This is a genomic window from Rothia sp. SD9660Na (assembly GCF_030064065.1).
Classification (GTDB): Bacteria; Actinomycetota; Actinomycetes; order Actinomycetales; family Micrococcaceae; genus Rothia.
The window spans coordinates 903,222-920,100 of record NZ_CP125946.1 but is presented as its reverse complement, the minus strand read 5'-3'; the positions used below and the strand labels follow the sequence as shown (position 1 = coordinate 920,100).

The window sequence follows — 16,879 nt, the reverse complement described above, 5'->3', positions numbered from 1 at the left end:
AAACTGTTAGGGGGTGTTGACGCGCGTTACTTTCCGCGTCAATTCTCGTTTACCAACTTTACCCCACTTAGGTGCACTGGTTGTTGTACAGGCGGTGTTCTTAGCCATGCCACAGACTTTACTTATCTAGACGGGCTAGGCAGAAAGCCACAAGGACGCCGGTGCACAGGGCACGGCGTCCTTATGGTTAAGCTGTGGGCTGGGTTTTACAGCTGCTGGGTGCGGGGCAGCCAGGCGGGGCGCTTGGCCTCGTAGGCGGTAATCGCGTCCTCGTGTTGTAGGGTCAAACCGATATCGTCCAGGCCTTCCATCAGGCGCCAGCGCACGTAGTCGTCAATCTGGAAGGGCACGGTCAGCGCACCAACGGTGACGGTCTTTTCTTCCAGGTCAACGGTGACCTCGGTACCGGGTTCGGTTTCCAGCTGCTTCCAGATGAGTTCGATGTTGTCCTGATCAACCTGAGCGGCGACCAGGCCCTGCTTGCCGGAGTTACCGCGGAAGATGTCGGCAAAACGAGCTGAGATCACCACGCGGAAACCGTAGTCCTTCAGAGCCCAGACCGCGTGTTCGCGAGAGGAGCCGGTACCAAAGTCTGGGCCTGCGACCAGCACAGACCCCTGCTTGTAGGGCTCCTGGTTGAGGATGAAGTTGTCGTCCTTGCGCCATCCTGCGAACAGGGCATCGTCAAAGCCGGTCTTAGTGACGCGCTTGAGGTAGACAGCGGGGATAATCTGGTCGGTATCGACGTTGGAGGCGCGCAGGGGCACCCCGATGCCGGTGTGCTTCTTAATAGGTTCCATCAAAAATCCGTTTCCGCCCGATCAAGCCGGGCTAGTGCGAGTGGGGTGCTTAGAGGTCTGCCGGTGAGGACAGGGTACCGCGGATGGCGGTAGCGGCGGCAACCAGGGGTGAGACCAGGTGGGTGCGTCCGCCCTTGCCCTGGCGTCCTTCGAAGTTGCGGTTGGAGGTTGAGGCGCAGCGTTCGCCGGGAGCCAGCTGGTCGGGGTTCATTCCCAGGCACATGGAGCAACCGGCAAAACGCCAGTCAGCCCCGAAGTCCTTGAAAATCTGGTCCAGACCCTCTTCTTCGGCCTGGGCACGTACCTTCTGGGAGCCGGGGACCACCATCATACGGACGCCTTCGGCCAGCTTCTGGCCCTTGACGATTTCAGCGGCAGCTCGCAGGTCTTCGATGCGGGAGTTGGTACAGGAGCCCAGGAAGACCACATCGACAGGAATGTCCTTCATAGGGGTACCTGCGGTCAGATCCATGTATTCCAGCGCGCGGGAGGCGGCCTTCTGCTCGTTCTCGTCCTCAAAGTCCTCGGGGAAGGGCACTGCCTGGGAGAGGGGGACGCCCTGCCCCGGGTTGGTACCCCAGGTAACAAAAGGTTCTAGTTCGTCAGCATTGATGAAGACCTCCCGGTCAAAGGTTGCCCCCTCGTCGGTGGGCAGGGTCTTCCAGTATTCAACGGCGGCGTCCCAGTTTTCGCCGGTGGGCGCGTGGGGGCGACCCTTGACATAGTCAAAAGTGGTCTCATCGGGGGCCACCATACCGGCGCGGGCACCTGCTTCAATGGACATGTTGCAGATAGTCATTCGGCCCTCCATGGAGAGGCTACGGATGGCTGAGCCACGGTATTCAAGCACATAGCCCTGGCCACCACCGGTACCGATTTCGGCGATAACAGCCAGGATGATGTCCTTGGCAGTGACACCGGGCTTGAGGGTGCCCTCAACATTGATGGCCATGGTCTTGAAGGGGGCCAGGGGCAGGGTCTGAGTAGCCATCACATGCTCCACCTCAGAAGTACCAATGCCAAAGGCCAGGGCGCCGAAGGCGCCGTGGGTTGAGGTGTGGGAGTCACCGCAGACCACGGTCATGCCGGGCATGGTCAGACCCAGCTGGGGGCCCACCACGTGCACAATGCCCTGCTCTTTATCGCCCAGGGAGTGGATACGCACACCGAATTCTTCAGCATTTTTACGCAGGGTCTCAATCTGGGTGCGGGAGGTCAGGTCAGCGATGGTGGAGAAGATGTTCTCGGTGGGAGTGTTGTGGTCCTCAGTTGCGATGGTCAGGTCAAGCCGACGCAGAGGGCGTCCCTCCAGGCGCAGACCCTCAAATGCCTGGGGTGAGGTCACTTCGTGGACCAGGTGCAGGTCGATGTAAAGCAGGTCGGGCTTGCCGTTTTCGCCGGGCACTACGGTGTGCGCGTCCCAAACCTTTTCAGCCAAAGTTCGTGGGGTATGGTCGGTAATACCAGCCATGGAGTCCTCCATAAAGTTTTCTCGTGATGCTTTAACAAGTGTGACCCGCCGAAGAAAATCTTTCCAATAAATGAACTTGCATATCACCATATGAGAAGTCATGATAGGTTATACGGACACAATACTTTAGCTCTCGATCTTTCACACTCGAAAGGCTCCCACCGCAACCACTCACCTGGGCCGAAGCCCGGCCCACGACCACAGGCGAAAGAAAAGTCACCATGCACGATAACCGCAGCTCAGGCGTCGGCGTCCTCGATAAAGCCGCACACATTCTTGACTGTCTCGAAGCAGGCCCCGCCACCCTCTCCCAGCTCGTTGAAGCCACCGGCCTAGCCCGCCCCACTGCCCACCGTCTCGCCGTCGCCCTAACCCACCACCGCCTGGTCGCCCGCGACGTCCAGGGCCGGTTCATGCTCGGCCCCCGCCTAGGTGAGCTCTCCAGCGCCGCCGGTGAAGACCGTTTGATTGCCGCTGCTGGCCCCGTGCTCAACAACCTGCGCAACGTCACCGGTGAGTCCTCCCAGGTCTTCCGCCGCCAGGGCGACTGGCGCGTCTGCGTGGCATCTGCCGAGCGTCCTATCGGCCTGCGCGACACCATCCCCGTGGGCACCCAGCTCTCCATGAAAGCCGGCTCTGCGGCCCAGATCCTCACCGCCTGGGAAGACCACGCCCGCCTGGTGGAGGGCCTACACAACGCCCGATTCTCAGCCACCATGCTGGCAGCCGTCCGCCGCCGCGGCTGGGCCCAGTCTGTCGGTGAGCGCGAGCGCGGCACCGCCTCCGTTTCAGCCCCGGTGCGCTCCCCTTCCGGCAAGGTCATTGCGGCGGTTTCCATCTCGGGCCCTATCGAGCGTCTGACCCGCCAGCCCGGCCGTTTGCATGCCGAAGTGGTGTGCGAGGCTGCAGCTGCACTGACTGAGGCTCTGCGCAGCTAGAACTGCTGAGAGGCTTATTCAAAGTCTGGGGTGAAGCAGGCTCGCAGCGAAGCTGCTGGCTCGGCGGCTGGCGTGAATCACCTAGTGAGCGCCAGCGAACCAGGTGAGAGGGTCTGCAGCGAGCGCGAGCCTGTGAAACCCGTTCAATAAGCCTCTTACTATGATGCTGAAATACAGAAACTCCCCGCTCACCGGTTTCGGTGGGCGGGGAGTTTTTGTTTTATCGGGCCTCGTGCAGGGCCTGGCGGTAGCCCTCTAGGCGGGCTAGTTCGTCCTGCACGGGGGCGGTGACGCAGCGGGCTGCCACATCGGCCAGGTTAGTTTCGAGTTGGCGGCGGATGTTCTTGGCGTAGATGCGGTGCCCCACCGCCGCTAGCCCCCGTCCCAGGGCCGCTGTCAGTATGCCCAGCAGGACGCCGGTAACCACCAGCAGGGTGGGGATGGGCAGGGGGAAGCCCTCGATGGTGGGCGGGTCGGGCAGCACAATCTGGAAGTAGCCTGCCACTGCCAAGCCGGTGAGCCAGAGCAGGCCCACTAGTGCCGTTGCCAGCCCCACCCATTGCAGGACGTTGAGCAGGTGCCACCACCAGCGTTTTTTCTGAGCATCGTAATGTACGGTAGCGGCGGCGCGCTCAATCTCACCGGGCAGGTGGCTCTCATAGGTGCGGGCAGCATTCCTGATGGAGTGGCTCCAGGGTTCCTCGACGCTCTGCGAAACGCTGGTGGCAAAGGTGCGTAAGGACGTTGAGAGGGCCGCTTTCTGGGGTGCTCCCAGCGGTGGCAGGGAGGACTTAGAAATGGGTGCCCCGTCGTGTTCTTTGTGCAGGCCTAGGCGTTTGAGGGGGTCGCGTTTGATTTTGAGCAGCCAGCGGGTTGCAATCCAGCCGGTGGACGAGGCAGCGTGCAGCCTATAGGAGTCGGCCGCGGCCTTGACCAGGGCTTCTGCACCTGAGGCAGCGTAGAAGTCGTCCTCAAGCTGGCTAGTTGCGGCAGCGGTGATGCCGACGGGCTCTCCCCCGCCGTCCTGCCCAGCCAAATCTGTGCGGACGCCTGCCAGGTCAGCTTCGATGCGGGCCACCGCAGCGTTCTTGGCGACGGCCACCTGGCCGAGAATCTCGCGCAGGCGGGGTATCTGGTAGCCGGTGCGGGCAGAAACCCCCAACGGATCAGCAAGCAGAGTGGAGGTGAGCCCGTCCTGAGCCAGTAGGAGCTTGAGGGAGTCCAGAACTGCCGGCACTTCGGTCTCGTCCAGGCGGTCCACCTGGTTGAGCACGGCCAGGGTCACTGCCCCGTGGGCGGCTAAGGGCCGGATGAAGTCCTGGTGAATCACCGCATCGGCGTATTTTTGCGGGTCCATGACCCAGACCAGCACGTCCACGCACTGGGCCATTTTCTCTACGATTGCCCGGTTGGACGCCTCTACCGAATCGAAGTCAGGCAGGTCAAGGAGCACGAGCCCGCCGGTGGCCTGTTCGGTCTTCCCAGCTCCCACCGAGCGGCGAATCTTGTTCCACATGCCCACGGTCACCGGCACATCGGCACGATTGAGAGCCTCTGCTGCCTGGGCAGGGTCTTCGTCCATGTAGGTGCGGCTATCTACCCCCAGCCAGTCCAGTAGGGGTTCTGCCCCTTCCCTGCCCCAGATAGCGGCCTGGGCGGTAGAGGTGGTGGGGCGGCGGGCAGCACTCTTGGCGATTTCTTTACCTACGACCGCGTTGAAGAGGGTTGACTTGCCCGAACCGGTTGCGCCGAAGAAGCCGATGACGGTGTGCTCGGCGGAGAGCTCCCGGCGGGCTGCTGCGCGGGTGAGCACACCCCTGGCGGTCTCGATGGTTTCGGGGTCTACTCGCCCCTCGCCCAGTTCCAGGGCGGTGGTGAGGGCATCGACGCGACTTGCTAGGGCTGTAGTCGCGACAGCTGTATCGGTGGTGGTCACGGTGGTTACTCTCGCTTACTCGGTGTCAGTGCCGGTGAATGCTGAATCACTGGTGGTGGAGGCGGACGCCAGCTGTTCCCCCGCGCGGGCCAGGATCTGGGCCGCTTCGGTGAGGTCGGCAGCTGAGGGGGTTTCGGGATTGCTGCTGCCGCTTGCCTCGTCCAGGCGTTGGGTAAAGCGTTCCTGCTGGCTGAGAAGGAGCTCTCGCATACGCTCTTCGAGGCGGGTGCGGGCTCCGGCAGCCATGCGGCGTACGGCGTCCTCACCGAAAATTGCTTCCAGCAGCTTCTGGCCAACGACGCCTGAGCCGCCAGCGATGCCAACCTCTAGGCCGGTCAGACCGCCGGTCATGGAGAAAACCGCGACCATGAGAATCATCGCAGTGACGTTGACCCCCAGCGACATGAACCGGGCCTTTTGGCGCTTACCGGCACCTTCAGCGGCGATGATGTCCATGACGTCTTGCTGCCAGGCGCGAATAGATTCAGCAACTTCTTCGGAGAAGTTCTCGCCGAGGGAGGCTAGGTCGTCCCCGGCCAGCAGGGCACGGCCGGCCCGGTCTTCGAGCCAGCGGCGCTGGGCGGTTTCGGCAGCGGCAGCAGCCTCTTCCATAATGACCGAGTGCAGACCCACTTCAAGGGCCTGCTCCACTTCAACAGCGCGGGTAGGCGGAGTACCCCTAAAGAAGCCGGCTACGCGGTCGCGCACCTTGCCAATGGTGGTTTCGACCTGGCGGAAGAATTCGCCGGTGCCCACAAAGTCCTGCCAGCGGGTCAGCACCTCGCCGCGGAGCATCTGCCCGTCCTGGGTAGCCTCGTTGAGATTAGCCAGGGCGCGTTCAAAGGCTGAGGTGACGTCCGCACGCAGTCGGGTCTCGGCATCCTGCTGTTCCCCGGCGGCCTGGGCCAGGGTAATAGTCTGCTGGGCTACCCCACGCACGGCTCCTTCTAGGGTTCGGCGGGCGATATCGGAGCGGGCATCCACGTCAGCGCCCAGGGAACGCAACCAGAAGATCAGCGGGGTCAAGGCGACAGAGGGCAGCAGGCCACGTTCGTCGCGTTCCTGTTCGGTTACAGAGTGAATGAGGGCGGGGGTGATACCGGCTTCGGTGAGCATGCGGGTGAGGTCGGCTTCGATTTCGTCCTCGGCGCCCTCGGGCACGCGGTTGAGCACCACGGCGATGGTGATATCGCGGGCAGCGGCCTGGCGCAGAATCTCCCAGGGCACGGCGTCGGCGTAGCGGTTAGCGGTGGTGACAAAGAGCCAGAGGTCGGCAGCGCGCAAAAGCTGCTGGGCCAGGCGGCGGTTCTCGTCTGAGACCGAGTCAAAGTCGGGGGCGTCAATCAGGGCGATGCCGGCAGGCAGGGATTCGACAGGTACGGTGACCAGCTCGTCCTGGCCATTGTGGGGGTTAGCGCCGGGTAGGGCTTCGTCGGGCGCTACCGGTACCCGCACCAGGTGGGGCAGGATTCGCTCGGGGGTGAAGGCGTCGGCATCCTCGGGGCGGTGGAGCAGGACGGGCTGACGGGTGGTGGGGCGGATTGCCCCGGAGCGGGTGACGGGCTCCCCCATGAGGGTGTTGACCAGAGTTGACTTACCCGCACCGGTAGAGCCGCCCACGACCACGGTGAGCGGGGCGTCTAGGGTTGCTAGCTTTGGCAGGATGTAGTCATCGAGCTGGGTGACGGCGGTACGGGCTTCTTTGCGCGCGTCGTCAGCGGAAGCTGTGACGAGGGGGAAGGACGCTGCCGCCAGGGTATTGCGGGCATCGCGAACTGCGGTGAGAGCGGGGGTGATTGTTTCCTTGTGCACGTACCCTATTCTCGCATGTTTAGCGAAGAGCGCGGGGCTTGGTGGCCAATGATGCTGAGGGCAGAAGAAAAGCTCCACATCTTGGTAGATGTGGAGCTTTTAGCCTGTGACCCCAACCGGATTTGAACCGGTGTTGCCGCCGTGAGAGGGCGGAGTACTAGGCCGCTATACGATGGGGCCAAAACTCTTTCGAGCTGCTACCGTTTCCGGCAACAGATAAAACTATACACAAGGGATCAACCTACAGGCAAATTGAGCAGATGTAATCTGCACTACCCTAGACTCTGCCAAGCCCAGCCAGGAACACCCCCAGGGAGAGGCCAGGCCCAGGCTGGCTAGATTCAGGCATAAAAAAATCCCCCGCTTCGAATGAAGCGAGAGATTTTAGTCTGTGACCCCAACCGGATTTGAACCGGTGTTGCCGCCGTGAGAGGGCGGAGTACTAGGCCGCTATACGATGGGGCCGTAACATCTTGAATCAAGATGTTCGCTGGGATACCAGGACTCGAACCTAGAATGACGGTACCAGAAACCGTAGTGTTGCCAATTACACCATATCCCATTATTATTTGCTCCGGCTTGTTTCCTTTCGGAAGTCATCGCCGCAACGAGTAATAACTCTATACGAGCTTTTGAGGGTATGCAACTTGAAATCTGTAGAGCTGGCTCACATTCAAGTAGTTCACCTCGTGTTTAGCCTTATTTCTAGCGGTTTTTGGCCCCAAAATTTTTGTAAAAATTCCTGAAAAAGCCGCTCCTGGCGTCCTCGCACACCCCTTTTACCCGCATCTGGCAGGAAGAAAGCACCGCCCCGCTTCCCTGCTGAAGACAGGGAAACGGGGCGGTGCGTGAGCTAAACCTCGAAATTTTTTAGGCCAGGGAAGCGCGGAGCTTCTTCAGGCGGGCCAGGGAAGATTCCTTACCCAGAATCTCCATGGATTCAAAGAGAGGCGGTGAGATGCGCTGGCCGCTCATGGCGGTGCGCACCGGGCCGAAGGCAAGGCGGGGCTTGATCTCAAGGCCATCAACGATAGCTTCGCGCAGGGCAGCTTCGATGGTGGCGGCAGAGAAGTCTGTCAGGCCCTCGACTGCGGTGATCGCCGCATCGAGAACTGCCGGTGCTGACTCCTTGAGCTGCTTGGCGGCATCCTCGGCTACCTCGATGTTCTCATCGGCAGTAAAGAGGAAGCCCAGCAGGCCGGGGGCCTCACCCAGAAGCTGCATGCGCTCCTGAACCAGAGGGGCTGCCTCGGTCAGAATGGCCTGCTCGCGCTCGGTCAGATTCTCGAAGCTCTCAGCGGAAACCAGCTGCGCCTTATGCAGGAAGGGAACCAGGCGGTTGCGAAAGTCCTCTGCCTCCAGCAGGCGGATGTGGGTGCCGTTAATAGCTTCTGCCTTCTTTAGGTCGAAGCGGGCGGGGTTGGCCAGAACGTCCTTGATGTCGAAGGCAGCCACCATCTGGTCCATGGTGAAGATGTCTTCGTCGTGGGAGAGGGACCAGCCCAGCAGGGAGAGGTAGTTGAGCAGGCCTTCCTTGATGAAACCGGCATCCAGCAGGTTGTAGAGGCTTGACTCGGGGTCGCGCTTGGAGAGCTTCTTGTTACCCTGGCCCATGACGTAGGGCAGGTGGCCAAATTCGGGGATAAAGCTGGTGACGCCAACCTCGACCAGGGCCCGGTAGAGGGCAATCTGGCGGGGGGTCGATGACAGCAGGTCCTCGCCGCGCAGTACGTGGGTAATGCCCATGAGCGCGTCGTCCACGGGATTGACCAGGGTGTAGAGGGGCTTGCCGTTGGCGCGGACGACCACGAAGTCGGGTACAGAGCCGGCCTTGAAGGTGATGTCGCCACGCACTAAGTCATGGAAGGTGATGTCTTCATCGGGCATGCGCAGGCGCAGCACGGGGGTGCGGCCCTCAGCCCGGTAGGCGGCCTTCTGCTCTTCGGTCAGGTCGCGGTCAAAGTTGTCGTAGCCCAGCTTGGGGTCTTCGCCCTTAGCCTTGTGGCGCTCTTCAACCTCTTCGGGGGTTGAGAAGTCCTCGTAGATGAAGCCACCGGCCTTGAGCTTTTCGACCACCTCAGCGTAGATATCCATGCGCTCTGACTGGCGGTAGGGCTCGTGGGGGCCGCCAATGCCAACGCCTTCATCCCAGTTGATGCCCAGCCACTGCAGGGATTCGAGCACCTGGTTGAAGGATTCTTCGGAGTCGCGGGCGGCGTCGGTGTCTTCGATGCGGAAGACCATGGTGCCGCCGGTGTGCTTGGCGTAGGCCCAGTTGAAGAGGGCGGTGCGCACCATGCCCACGTGCGGGGTGCCGGTGGGTGAGGGGCAGAAGCGGACGCGGGTCTCGCTGGGGTCGTTGAGTTTCAGAGCGTAATCACTCATGGATGCGGGCACATCCCTTTCTAGTTGAAAGCTATTCGTAGGTTCTAGTTTACTCGGCGCGGACGGTGTTGATGAGGGAGCCGATACCCTCAACCTCAATCTCAACCTCGTTACCTGCGCTCAGGCGTCCTACCCCTGCGGGGGTACCGGTGAGAATCACGTCGCCGGGTAGCAGGGTGAAGTATTCGCTGGCGGCGGCGACGAGTTCGGCGACGGAGAAAACCATGTCGGCGGTGGTGCCGTCCTGTTTGAGGTCGCCGTCAACCCAGGTTTGGATGGTGAGGTCGTCGGCGTCCAGCTCGGTTTCGATCCAGGGGCCCAGGGGGCAGGCACCGTCGAAGCCCTTGGCGCGGGCCCACTGGATGTCGGTTTTTTGGGCGTCGCGGGCGGTCAGGTCGTTGGCAACGGTGAAGCCGTAGATAACTTCGGGTACGCGGTCCAGGGGCACGGACTTGGCGATGCGGCCGATGACGACGGCGAGCTCACCTTCGAAGGAGACGTTGTCTGACCATTCGGGCAGGGCGATGGGGTCGCCGGGGCCGATGACGGAGGTGTTGGGCTTGAAGAAGAATTGGGGGGTGGTGGGGGTTTCGTTGCCCAGTTCGCTGGCGTGTTCGCGCCAGTTGCGGGCCACACCAATGACCTTGGAGCGGGGGATGATGGGGGCAAGCAGGCGGACGTCCGCTAGGGGGTATCGCTTGTCGGTGGGGTTAATGCCGGTGTAGAAGGGGTCGCCGGAGAGAACGGTGATGGTCTCTTCGCCGGGCTCACCTTCAACCAGCCCAAAGTGCAGGGTATCGTCTACGGTAAATCGGGCAATGCGCATGGTTCTAGACTACCGGACTCCCCCAGCCAGCTTCTAGGAAGAAGGGGACGACGGGCAGGGTTGGGGCGGACTAGCCCAGGGATAAGGTAACAGGACGGCAAGAGCCGGGAAAGGCTCGGGTTTGCTTACTGACTCTTTTTCTTTTCTTCCCAATATTTCTTGTGGGCACCTTTAATATGTTCAAGAAATTTAGACCTACCCACCCAAATATGAAGATCATTAGGAAGAGTTTTGGCAACCTTAAACTGATTAATAAAATTATATCTTTTTTGAGAACTGCTTGAAGAATCTCTAATGAGGGGAACATGTTCAATATGTGCGTATTCCATATCAGCACCAGTCAAATCACATCCGTCAATATGTGCATAATTAAGACGCGTTCCATACATAACAGCGTCATTGAAATAGGAATTTTGCAAACTAGCCTCATTAAAATAAGTGTTATCCAAGTTAGTATTCTTAAATCGCACCTTTTGAGCACTAGATTTTTCAAGCCTGGAATAACTCAAGCTAGCATTATTTAAACAAGATTTATATAAATCAGCACCCTGCATATTCGCATTATCAAGAATGGCACCTTTAAGATTAGAGTACTTCAAGATGGCCTTTTTTAAATATGCATTATTAAGTTTAGCTTCCTGCAGATGGATACCATAAAGCCAAACGTGCTCCAATCCCTGTAAATCACCTTCGAAACCGAAACGCACGCCCCTCAAATCCGCACCCTTCATATGAGAACCGCTCAACACCGCCCCTTCCAAGTTTGCAAAATCCAAGTTGGAACCATTCAGACACACATTGGAGAGATTGAGCTCCCTCAAATCAAGATAGCTCAAATCACGCGAAACATCAATACTACAGCCCAGACATTCAGGTATATTATCAGGATCCCATTCTTCTAATTCAGAGTTATCATAAATGGGAAAAATATCCTTAATGACTAAGTTAAGAACTCTTTGTTCTTGTTCACTTCGCAGATCACTCCTCTCAAGATAGACACCAAAAAGAGCCCTCAAGATACCATTCTGCTGATTATTTTTTTGATTCTCAACCAAAGCAGAAGATTCCGACAGAGCCTCCCAATCTTTATATAGAGTCGCCAACTGAAAGTAACTAGCACACTTTTGATCAACATCCTCGCTATAGCGACGCTCTAGAATATCATGAAGACGATCATTGAGGGTCTTAATCAGCTCAGCGTCCTGCTTCTTTGTTTCTAGCTCACGTTGGAGTTTACGGTTTTCTTCACTTATTTGGTAGCTGACCACTACAGAGACGAAAGCGCCCGCAGCTGCAATCAGAGCCGCAAATACAGTAAACAGCCCCTGGCGGGCTTCTACCCAATCGCCATTGAAGGTAGCAAGTGTCAGAAACAGGGTGGAGATTGCTAATAGCAGGAAGATAACTGGGAGTACTACCTTCACAATCCGGTAGAGCTGGTTGCCATTTTGTTCTGCTTGCTCTTTAGGTTTCCTTCCTGAGAATTTCCAAGCCAAACAATAGGCAAGCACACCCGTCCCAAGCGCAGATACCGGGCCTAGACCGAACAGATCATCCCACGTAAAGTTCCGGTAGTCTCTCGGGACTGCAAGCCACCCAAAGATGGCGGCTCCTATACCCCATGTCCAGGCTAGGAACTTGTTTCCACCCCTTCCGCGTCGGGCTGTATTCTCGGTCTTGTATGTTGCTATCATGTGTGCGTCTAATGTGTCTGGCATAAGCCCAATTAAATACCAGAAGGGACCAGAAAGCGTAGAGGAACCCACCCGGCCTTGGGGCTTCACGTGGAACACGGTGATTAGCTACTCCTTGAATAAGTCTGAGTGAGAGCCGGTTCGGATCAGCAACAGGGCCAAAACACCATCGTCTTTTTCATAGATGAGCAACCAGTCCGGCGCAATGTGGCACCCTCTCATGCCTGAAAAATTCCCAGTAGGCGCATGGTCTCTGTCTCGGGGAGGTAACTCTTGCTCTGTAGCCAGAAGATTAACGATGTGGAAAAATTTGTCCAGGTTCTTGCCACGCTTCTTCGCACGCTTCAGTTCTTTACTTAAAGGCAGACGTTACACTGATGTGGTAAGTCGTCATACGTCTAGAGCTTTTCTCAGCGCCTCGACGCTCTCGAAAGTCTCCGCCCTATCGTCGACCAAGAGCCTGCGCCCCTCTTCGATCGAGGCAACGGTCTCCGCTGTCGGCACGTTAGTCGTCACTTCAAAGGGGATACGGCGCTCCAGGATACTCTGCCGTAAAAACATGTTGACAGCCGTTGAAAGGTTCAAGCCAAGCTCAGCGAAAAGCTCCTCAGCCTCGCCATTAACGGCCGAATCAGTACGAACACTAATAGTTGATGTAGACATGCTTCCTCCTACCGCCAGTGTATTACCCTTGTATGACGTTGCCTAGACTATCTCACACATATCGTCGCCCAGCCTGCCCCCCCATAGTCCTTAAATTTAGAAGGGGTAAGGGATTGACAGCACCCATCATATTTTTCTAGACTGACACCGGCATATCCCCCCCCTAGGGAAGGCATTCCAGTGGATTTTTCAGCGGCTCTCTAGACCACGCTGAAACCCCTCACCGCGGTTTTCAGCACTTCACCTCTTTGACGCTGAATGGATCGCACCCTCATGCCTATTTCCGTATCTGAGCCCCACCTTTCTTTTAACAGCCTCAGCCTGACCTGGCCCGACGGCACCCCCTGCTTTGAAAACCTCACCGGCGCTGTCAGTGCCCCGGTTACAGCTCTCATTGGCGATAACGGCTCCGGCAAATCAACCCTGCTCAAGCTTTTAGCTGGCACCCTAGAACCAACGAGTGGCAGCATCAGCCGGCCCGGTACCGTCGCCTACCTGCCCCAGGATTTAGGACTCACCCCGCAGACCACCATCGCCGACCTCTTCGCTATCACCGAGGTCCTCGACGCCCTCACCGTGCTAGAAGCCGGCGACTACTCAGAAGAGCTCTACGACCGGATCGGTGATAACTGGGACGCCGCCGAGCAAGCCCAGGCTACCCTGGCCGCGTCCGGCTTCTCTCCCGCCCTAACCACTACCGACGCCCACGCCCTCATGCGGCGTACCATCGGCATGCTCTCAGGTGGCGAGGCCGTCACCGCAGCCCTCACAGCCCTAGTTGCCACCCGCCCCGACGTCCTACTATTGGATGAGCCCACCAACAACCTTGACGCCAACGCCCGCGCCACCCTCTACCGGTTCTTAGACAGTCTGCCCTGCCCCGTGCTCGTGGTCAGTCACGACCGCGACCTACTCGAGCGGGTCGATGAAGTGCTGGAACTCAGGCAGGGGGCCCTGCGCTCTTTCACCGGTAACTACAGCGCCTACCGGCAGGCCATCGACAGCGAGCAGGACGCTGCCGCCCGCCACCTGCGCGAGGCCAAGCAGGTTGAGCGGCAGGAAAACCGGGAGCGTATCGAGGCAGAAACCAAGTTGGCGCGCGCAGCCCGGGCTGGGGCGACCGCCCAGGCTAACCGGCGGGGCTCGCGTATGTCGATGGGGCTGGCTGCTTCCTCAGCCCAGCGGTCAGCCGCTAAGGTTCGGCAGACCCACCAGGGCAGACTTGACGCTGCTACTGCAACCCGGAAGGCCCGGGAACGGGATATCCGCGAGGACCAGGCCATCTATCTTGACCTGCCCGGCACCCAGGTGCCAGCAGGTAAGCGGGTGCTGGAGCTAACTCTACGGCAGGGTACCAGTGCGGACGCCAGCCCCTACCAGGGTGAGCAGGAGCAGGCGGATGACGGAGCGACAGCGGCTACTCCCCTGCCTGAGCGGCTGATTGTCCAGGGCCCAGAGCGCCTGCGGCTGGCCGGAGCTAACGGGTCAGGTAAGAGCACCCTTCTGAGGGCAATTATGGGAGATGCCCAGGCAACCGACACCGCTCGCTACACCTGCGACTACCGGGTAGCGAACACCGGCTACCTGCCCCAACGGCTGGCCCTCCCCCAGGACCAAAGCATGCTGCAACTGGTCATGGAAGCCAACCCGACGCTGACCGAACAGCAGGTGCGCGACGACCTAGCCCGACTGCTCTTCCGCCGAGAACGGGTGCACCTGCCCGTGGGAGTACTCTCCGGCGGTGAGCGATTCCGCGTGGCCCTAGCAACCGTCCTCTTGGCCAGCCCGGCACCCCAGCTGCTGATTCTCGATGAACCCACCAACAACCTCGATATGGCCTCGGTGGACTGGCTAGTGCAGGCGCTAGCCTCCTATGAGGGGGCCCTCCTGGTCGTCAGTCACGACGAAGCCTTTTGCGCGCAACTAGGCCTGACGGGCGTCCTGACACTGCCCGCCCTGACCTAACCAGCAAGGGGACCGCAAAACCAAAAAAGGACCGCAAAATATGCGGTCCTTTTTTGAAAATCTGGTCCCCTTGAGGGGCAGCCGGAAAAAGGAAGACTAGACCAGCTTCACGTTCCAGCCCAGGCGGTCCTCAACCTTACCGGTCTGAATACCAACCAGCTCTTGACGCAGGGCCATAGTGACCTCGCCGCCGTCCGCACCTGATGCCGAAGGAATCTCAAAGTCAGCGGCCTTGAGCTTACCCACGGGGGTAATCACAGCAGCAGTGCCACAGGCGAAAATCTCGGTAATCTCACCGCTTGCTACGCCCTCACGCCACTCGCTCAGGGTAATCTTGCGTTCCTCCACGGTGTGGCCGCGATCCTCAGCCAGCTTGATGATGGACTTACGGGTCACACCGCGCAGAATCGTGCCGGTCAGCTCGGGGGTGACGATGCGTCCGTCCTTGTAAACGAAGAAAACGTTCATGCCGCCCAGCTCTTCAATGGCGTCATCGCGGTTGGGGTCCTTGAAGATGACCTGCTTGCAACCGTTGGCCTCGCCCTCCAGCTGGGCGGCCAGAGAGGCCGCGTAGTTGCCGCCGCACTTGGCCTCGCCGGTGCCGCCCACGCCAGCGCGGGCGTAGGTGGTCGAAAGCCAGATATCGACGGGCTTGGGGGTGCCGAAGTAGTTACCGGCGGGGGACGCAATGATGAAGAAGGAGACCTCGTGCGACGGGCGGATGCCCAAGAAAGCCTCGGTGGCGATCATGAAGGGGCGCAGATAGAGGGATTCACCGTCACCGCTGGGCACCCAGTCGACGTCGATAGTGACCAGCTGGCGGATGGCTTCAACAAAGAGTTCTTCGGGCAGGTTGGGCAGCACCAGGCGGTCTGCTGACTTATTTAGACGGGAGGCATTCTCTTCGGGACGGAAGGTGGTGATGGACCCATCTGCCTGGCGGTAAGCCTTGATGCCCTCAAAGATTTCCTGGCCGTAGTGGAAAACGGAAGCCGCCGGGTCCAGGCTCAGGGGGCCGTAGGGCAAAACCTGGGCGTTGGTCCATTCACCGCCGTCGGTGTGGGTGCCACGCCAGTCAATGCGCACCATGTGGTCGGTGAAGTAGTTGCCGAAGCCGGGGTCGGCGAGGATCTCGGCGCGTCGTTCGGCGCTGGCGGGGTTGGGGTTGCGGTTGATGGTGAATTCGAGTGACATGCTCATCCTTCAAACTGTGTCGTGGGGTCTCTTATCTAGGGTACCCCAGGGTCTTTCGCTCTGTTAGCTAGCTTACGCAAGACCCCACCGGGTTTCGGTGGGGTCAGGGGCTTAGCCCAGCTGGGCAAGGATTGCGTCGCCGATTTCGTCGGTGGCGCGGGTCGCGCCGGGGTTGGCGGCCAGGTCAGCTTCAACGGCCTGCTCAATCCGGGCAGCTGAAGCCTCATGGCCCAAGTGGCGCAGGAGCATGGCAGCTGCCAGGACGGTCGCGGTCGGGTTGGCCTTGTTCTGCCCGGCGATGTCGGGGGCAGAGCCGTGGACGGGTTCGAACATGGAGGGGTAGGTACCGTCGGCGTTGATGTTGCCGCAGGCTGCGTAGCCGATGCCGCCGGTAATAGCACCTGCCTGGTCGGTGAGGATGTCGCCAAAGAGGTTATCGGTGACGATCACATCGAAGCGGGCGGGGTTGGTGGTGAAGAAGATGGTGGCTGCGTCAATGTGCAGGTAGTCGGTGGTGACCTGGGGGTATTCTTCGGCGACCTTGTTGAAGATGCGGTTGTAGAGGGCACCAGCGTTGACCAGCACGTTGGTCTTGTGGATGAGGGTCAGCTTTTTCTTCTCGCGGCTGGCGGCCAGCTCGAAGGCGTAGCGCACCAGGCGTTCGATACCGTAGGCGGTGTTGACCGACACTTCGGTGGCGATTTCAGCGTCGGTACCTGCGCGCAGTACACCGCCGTTACCGGCGTAGGGGCCTTCGGTACCTTCGCGTACGACCACGAAGTCGATGTCGCCGGGGTTGCTCAGGGGTGAAACAGCGCCGGGGAAGAGGCGGGAGGGGCGCAGGTTGATGTAGTGGTCGAAGGAGAAACGCAGGTTGAGCAGGATTTCTCGTTCGATCAGGCCGCTGGGCACGGCGGACGAGCGTGGGTCGGCTCCCACTGCGCCGAAGAGGATGGCGTCGTGCTGGGCGAGCGCGGTCTTGGTCTCTTCGGTGAGGGTCTGACCGGTGGCGAGCCAGTGTTCTGCACCGAGGGGGTATTCGGTGGAGGTGACTGTGATGTTGTCGAGTTCGGCGGCGCGGGTGAGGACGCGGTGGGCTTGGGCTACTACTTCGGGGCCGATGCCGTCGCCGGGGATTACTGCCAGGTTGATGGAGCTGTTTTCAGTCATGGTTTAAGGCTAGTCCTGCGAGCGC

The 16,879-nt window shown here is 59.7% G+C and carries 13 protein-coding genes and 3 tRNA genes; 2 read left to right on the top strand and 14 right to left on the bottom strand.

All coding sequences use genetic code 11. The features are described 5' to 3' along the window. Positions 1-206 precede the first annotated feature (206 nt). Together leuD and leuC are read right to left on the bottom strand one after the other, a co-directional pair. Complete coding sequence (gene leuD, locus QM007_RS04435) at positions 207-800, bottom strand: 3-isopropylmalate dehydratase small subunit (protein WP_283490729.1); 594 nt, start codon at positions 798-800, stop codon at positions 207-209. Positions 801-849: 49 nt separating this feature from the next. Then, on the bottom strand, positions 850-2,271 hold the full coding sequence (gene leuC, locus QM007_RS04430; RefSeq protein WP_283490728.1) for a 3-isopropylmalate dehydratase large subunit: 1,422 nt from the start codon (positions 2,269-2,271) through the stop codon (positions 850-852). Positions 2,272-2,492: 221 nt separating this feature from the next. Between leuC and QM007_RS04425 the strand changes: the two genes are divergently transcribed. Further along, on the top strand, positions 2,493-3,209 hold the full coding sequence (locus tag QM007_RS04425) for an IclR family transcriptional regulator (RefSeq protein WP_237185919.1): 717 nt from the start codon (positions 2,493-2,495) through the stop codon (positions 3,207-3,209). A 220-nt stretch (positions 3,210-3,429) separates the two neighbouring features. On the opposite strand, the gene QM007_RS04420 is transcribed toward QM007_RS04425, so the two are convergent. From QM007_RS04420 to QM007_RS04375, 10 genes are all read right to left on the bottom strand, one after another. Beyond that, positions 3,430-5,145, bottom strand: a complete 1,716-nt coding sequence (locus QM007_RS04420; protein WP_283490727.1) for a dynamin family protein — start codon at positions 5,143-5,145, stop codon at positions 3,430-3,432. Positions 5,146-5,160: 15 nt separating this feature from the next. Further along, the gene (locus QM007_RS04415) at positions 5,161-6,957 is read right to left on the bottom strand and encodes a dynamin family protein (protein ID WP_283490726.1); all 1,797 of its coding nucleotides are present in this window, start codon (positions 6,955-6,957) and stop codon (positions 5,161-5,163) included. 107 nt (positions 6,958-7,064) lie between these two features. Beyond that, positions 7,065-7,137: transfer RNA gene (locus QM007_RS04410), tRNA-Glu, on the bottom strand. Between the two features lie 212 nt (positions 7,138-7,349). Continuing rightward, positions 7,350-7,422, bottom strand: a tRNA-Glu gene (locus tag QM007_RS04405). A gap of 25 nt (positions 7,423-7,447) precedes the next feature. After that, positions 7,448-7,519, bottom strand: a tRNA-Gln gene (locus QM007_RS04400). Positions 7,520-7,827: 308 nt separating this feature from the next. After that, the gene (gene gltX / locus QM007_RS04395; RefSeq protein ID WP_283490725.1) at positions 7,828-9,342 is read right to left on the bottom strand and encodes a glutamate--tRNA ligase; all 1,515 of its coding nucleotides are present in this window, start codon (positions 9,340-9,342) and stop codon (positions 7,828-7,830) included. Positions 9,343-9,391: 49 nt separating this feature from the next. Further along, a complete protein-coding gene (locus tag QM007_RS04390; protein WP_283490724.1) occupies positions 9,392-10,168 on the bottom strand; it encodes a fumarylacetoacetate hydrolase family protein in 777 nt (258 codons plus the stop codon). Positions 10,169-10,293: 125 nt separating this feature from the next. Next, the gene (locus tag QM007_RS04385; RefSeq protein ID WP_283490723.1) at positions 10,294-11,961 is read right to left on the bottom strand and encodes a pentapeptide repeat-containing protein; all 1,668 of its coding nucleotides are present in this window, start codon (positions 11,959-11,961) and stop codon (positions 10,294-10,296) included. 9 nt (positions 11,962-11,970) lie between these two features. After that, positions 11,971-12,210: a type II toxin-antitoxin system YafQ family toxin gene (locus QM007_RS04380; RefSeq protein WP_502949095.1), complete on the bottom strand. Its 240-nt coding sequence runs from the start codon at positions 12,208-12,210 to the stop codon at positions 11,971-11,973. A 42-nt stretch (positions 12,211-12,252) separates the two neighbouring features. Beyond that, the gene (locus tag QM007_RS04375; protein WP_283490722.1) at positions 12,253-12,525 is read right to left on the bottom strand and encodes a type II toxin-antitoxin system RelB/DinJ family antitoxin; all 273 of its coding nucleotides are present in this window, start codon (positions 12,523-12,525) and stop codon (positions 12,253-12,255) included. A gap of 273 nt (positions 12,526-12,798) precedes the next feature. Between QM007_RS04375 and QM007_RS04370 the strand changes: the two genes are divergently transcribed. Continuing rightward, positions 12,799-14,490 (top strand): ABC-F family ATP-binding cassette domain-containing protein, encoded by a 1,692-nt coding sequence (locus QM007_RS04370; protein WP_283490721.1) that lies wholly within the window; start codon positions 12,799-12,801, stop codon positions 14,488-14,490. Positions 14,491-14,586: 96 nt separating this feature from the next. On the opposite strand, the gene QM007_RS04365 is transcribed toward QM007_RS04370, so the two are convergent. Further along, positions 14,587-15,684, bottom strand: a complete 1,098-nt coding sequence (locus QM007_RS04365) for a branched-chain amino acid aminotransferase (RefSeq protein WP_283490720.1) — start codon at positions 15,682-15,684, stop codon at positions 14,587-14,589. 111 nt (positions 15,685-15,795) lie between these two features. Next, positions 15,796-16,854, bottom strand: coding sequence for a 3-isopropylmalate dehydrogenase (locus tag QM007_RS04360; protein WP_283490719.1), 1,059 nt, complete (start codon positions 16,852-16,854; stop codon positions 15,796-15,798). Positions 16,855-16,879 lie beyond the last annotated feature (25 nt).

What these genes read in the sequence shown, in the direction of transcription:
- leuD (WP_283490729.1), bottom strand. Translation starts at nt 800, where the DNA reads ATGGAACCTATTAAGAAGCACACCGGCATCGGGGTGCCCCTGCGCGCC.
- leuC (WP_283490728.1), bottom strand. Translation starts at nt 2,271, where the DNA reads ATGGCTGGTATTACCGACCATACCCCACGAACTTTGGCTGAAAAGGTT.
- QM007_RS04425 (WP_237185919.1), top strand. Translation starts at nt 2,493, where the DNA reads ATGCACGATAACCGCAGCTCAGGCGTCGGCGTCCTCGATAAAGCCGCA.
- gltX (WP_283490725.1), bottom strand. Translation starts at nt 9,342, where the DNA reads ATGAGTGATTACGCTCTGAAACTCAACGACCCCAGCGAGACCCGCGTC.
- QM007_RS04390 (WP_283490724.1), bottom strand. Translation starts at nt 10,168, where the DNA reads ATGCGCATTGCCCGATTTACCGTAGACGATACCCTGCACTTTGGGCTG.
- QM007_RS04375 (WP_283490722.1), bottom strand. Translation starts at nt 12,525, where the DNA reads ATGTCTACATCAACTATTAGTGTTCGTACTGATTCGGCCGTTAATGGC.
- QM007_RS04370 (WP_283490721.1), top strand. Translation starts at nt 12,799, where the DNA reads ATGCCTATTTCCGTATCTGAGCCCCACCTTTCTTTTAACAGCCTCAGC.
- QM007_RS04365 (WP_283490720.1), bottom strand. Translation starts at nt 15,684, where the DNA reads ATGTCACTCGAATTCACCATCAACCGCAACCCCAACCCCGCCAGCGCC.
- QM007_RS04360 (WP_283490719.1), bottom strand. Translation starts at nt 16,854, where the DNA reads ATGACTGAAAACAGCTCCATCAACCTGGCAGTAATCCCCGGCGACGGC.